General features: G+C 52.9%; 2 protein-coding genes and 1 pseudogene. All 3 read right to left on the minus strand.

Annotated features, from left to right (window positions below):
- The coding region (locus AQR02_RS15955; protein WP_245237499.1) for an amidohydrolase at positions 1-1022 on the minus strand (1022 nt) is incomplete at its 3' end.
- Positions 1009-1662 carry a redox-sensing transcriptional repressor Rex gene (locus AQR02_RS15960; RefSeq protein ID WP_054941325.1) on the minus strand — a complete coding sequence of 218 codons (654 nt, stop codon included), beginning with the start codon at positions 1660-1662 and terminating at the stop codon, positions 1009-1011. The genes AQR02_RS15955 and AQR02_RS15960, both read right to left, overlap by 14 nt.
- A gap of 168 nt (positions 1663-1830) precedes the next feature.
- Positions 1831-3581: pseudogene (locus AQR02_RS15965) on the minus strand (helicase C-terminal domain-containing protein); the annotation flags it as partial.

The following is a 3581-nucleotide window of genomic DNA, read 5'->3' on the forward strand; positions in this document are numbered from 1 at the left end:
ATCAGCAGTGCTTCCGGTGCCGGTACCGCAGTAGGATCTCCGCTTACACCTTTATGGATCAGCGCTGCAAGCCGCATTTCCTCGAACATATCCAGGTTGTTGTTGCTAGCAGCCCCGTCAGTTCCGAGCGAGACCTTCACTCCGGCTCTCAGCAAATCAGGCACACGGGCAACTCCGCTCGCGAGCTTCAGGTTACTGCCCGGGTTATGGGATACCCCAACCTTATAACGGGCCAGAATCTCAATCTCTTCATCATTTAAATGTACACCATGGGCAATCAGGGACGGTCTGGTGAACATACCGAGCTTCTCCAGATGGGCCACAGGGCGCAGGCCGTAATCGGCCACGTTCTGCTCCACCTCATGGCGCGTTTCGGACATATGCGTATGCATCGGCAAATCCAGATCATGGGCTGCCTGCACAAATTTCATGAAAAATTCCGGTGGACAGGTGTACGGAGCGTGAGGCGAGAGCATTGCTGTAATCCGGCCGTCTGCCTTGCCGTGCCAGTTCCGGGCGAACTCTACGGCTTCGGCAAGCTTCTGGTTCTGCACATCCTCCGGACATAGACCGATCGCGCCGCGCATCAGCACCGCACGGATGCCGGACTGCTCTGTTACCTCCGCAACGCGGTCCATATGATCGTACATATCCAGGAAGGTCGTTGTACCGCCCTTCAGCATCTCGAGAACAGACAAAGCAGTCCCCCAGTATACATCATCTCCGGTAAATTTCGCTTCCATCGGCCACATTTTTTCCTGCAGCCAGCTCTGAAGCACCATATCATCACCATAGCCGCGCAGAAGCGACATCGCCGCATGGCCATGAGTATTGATCAGACCCGGCATAAACAGCAGGCGGCTGCCGTCAACCGTCCGGACATCCTCTTCAAAGGCAGGTTTGTCTTCCCCTATGTATGTGATCAGGTCATTTTCTATAGTCATATAACCGTACAGGACGGGTTGCACCGAACCGGGTACGAGGAAGCGTCCATTTTCGATTACTGTCTTATTGCTGCTCATCCGTATGTTCTTCCTTTCCATCATGCAAATAATAGGCCAGACTCTGGAGGTCGGTCGTAAAATCCGCTGCATGAATGCGAACCGTTGGCGGGGTCTTTAAAATTACCGGTGCAAAATTCAGGATAGCTTCGATCCCCGATTCCACCAGAATATCTGCAACATTCTGCGCTTCGCTGTCCGGAACGGTGATAATGCCAATCCGTATCCCCTGATCACGGATCGTCTGGCCCAGCTCTTCCATCGGCTGAACAGTCAGGGAGTTGATCTTCTGTCCCACTTTAGGCGCATAGGAATCAAAAACAGCCGTAATTTTCATCGTATCCTTCAAATAGGCGTTATAGTTGGACAAGGCGTGACCGAGGTTACCGGCACCGACCAGAGCCACGTTGATTTGCTGGTCAAGCTTGAGGATATGGCGGATTTTCTCGATCAGGTAGGATACATCATATCCAATACCCTTTCTGCCAAAATCACCGAAATAGGCCAGATCCTTACGGATCTGAGCCGGGTTGAGATCCAGCTTCTGCCCGAGCTCCTGAGAGGAAACTGTGGCGATTTCACGTTTCTGGAGATCGTTCAGAAAACGCAGGTACACAGGGAGCCTGCGAACAACAGCCTCCGATATTTTATCCGATTTCATGTTTTCTCCTCCTAAAATAAAATAGCTCTGATGCGTAAATTATGAAATCCGCAAGGCGCGTTCCAGCAGCATATCCGGGAACGCGCAGGCGGAGATTAGAACATTTATGATCAAACGATCAGAACAAAACAGTACAAGATAATTGCAATTTCCAGTTCCTGAACGAGGTCATTGAATGTTGGACTCATTGCCGCCTTCAAGCCACTCTTCAATTCTCGGAACCATCTGATCAGTCAGCATATGCTCCATTTTGGGACCCGGAAGTGAATACAGGAAATACTTCCCGTAATAAGCTTCAATGACCCTGGTATCATATACAATGACAATTCCCCGATCCTGAGCCGTCCGAACCAGCCGGCCAAAACCCTGCTTGAAGCGGATAACCGCCTGCGGAACAGACAGCTTCATGAAAGGATTCTTCTTCTGGGCCTGTAACAGCTCGGACTTCGCCTCCGCGAGCGGATGGTTCGGCGGCTGAAACGGAAGTCTGACGATCGCCAGGCAAGTCAGCGCCTCTCCGGGAATATCCACACCTTCCCAGAAGCTGCTGGTCCCGAGCAGCACCGAAGCCGAGCTGTCCTGGAACCGCCGGATCAGCTTGCTGCGGCTGCCTCCCTCCACGCCTTGGCCCAGGACCGTAATATTCTCTGTTGCCAGTGCTTCCTTAAGCGGGTCATATACCTGACGCAGCATCTTGTAGGAGGTAAACAGCACAAGCATGCGGCCTTTGGTTGCGACCGCCGTTTCCGCCAGTGAATGCACCAGCTTATCGACAAAGCGGGCATCGCCCACACTGCCTTTGACGCTGGGGAAATCACGCGGAATAACAAGCAGCGCCTGTTCGCGGTATTTGAACGGCGAAGGCAGCAGTGCTGTCATCAGACGGTCCTGTTCGGCAGCCTCGCTAAGACCAAGATTGTCAATCATGAACTGGAAGGATTTATCCACAGAAAGTGTCGCTGATGTCAGCACAATACTCTTCTTCTTGTCGAAGAACAGCTCCTTGAGCTGTGTACTGACATCTACCGGAACGGCATACAGCTGCAGCGATTTGCCGCGGTAGTTGCCGCTGCCTTCCATCCAATAAACGATATTCTCGTCATTTAAACCCATGAAGAAACGGATCTGTTCACGGATTGAGGCTAAATCCTTAAACAAGCCGCCAATATCAGTCACTAGGCTGTCCGAGGAAGACTGGCTTTCTGTATCGCGCATCTCGCTGAGCATTTTGTCGCCTCTGCGGATAATATCGCTAAGGCTTAAATTCAGCGTATTTTCTAATGCTGCCAGCTCTTCCCAGTCCTTCGGCTTCTTACTGGGATGAAGGCGTGTCACCAGCTGCCCGGCCTCACCAGCCGCTGCGTCACTTCGTTCAGGCAGGAGGCCAAACAGCTTGTCGCTGAGCGCATCCCAGGTTTCCTTAACCGTCAGCAGGTCCGGATAGATCCTGTCGATTACACCGCTCCACTCGGAAGCCTCTTCGCTGCCGGAGGATTGCAGGGTCTGGCGCAGCGCCGGCAGCTGTCCGTTACGGCTGCCTTTATACAGCCGTGTCAGGGTGTGGGCTACCGTGAAATACTTCATCTGCATGCCAAGATGCTTGCCGGCCACATCCTCCAGATGATGAGCTTCATCAATCACAAGATGTTCGTAAGCCGGAAGCAGCTGATGCCCGGCCTTCACATCGGCGAACAGCTTGGAATGATTGGTAATGACTACATCGGCAATGCCGGCTTCATGCTTGGCCCGGTGGTAATAGCATTTGCGGAACCATGGACAGGCGCGGCCCAGACAGGAGTCAGTATCACTCGCCACAGTCTCCCAAAAAGTCTCCGCCACGGCCGTTCAGATTCAGCTCCTCGTCATCACCCGATTGGGTCTGGGTCAGCCACACAATCATTTGTGCCGCGGTGAGGGCT

The organism is Paenibacillus ihuae, assembly GCF_001368795.1.
GTDB classification, from domain to species: domain Bacteria; phylum Bacillota; class Bacilli; order Paenibacillales; family Paenibacillaceae; genus Paenibacillus_AQ; species Paenibacillus_AQ ihuae.

What these genes read in the sequence shown, in the direction of transcription:
- AQR02_RS15960 (WP_054941325.1), bottom strand. Translation starts at nt 1,662, where the DNA reads ATGAAATCGGATAAAATATCGGAGGCTGTTGTTCGCAGGCTCCCTGTG.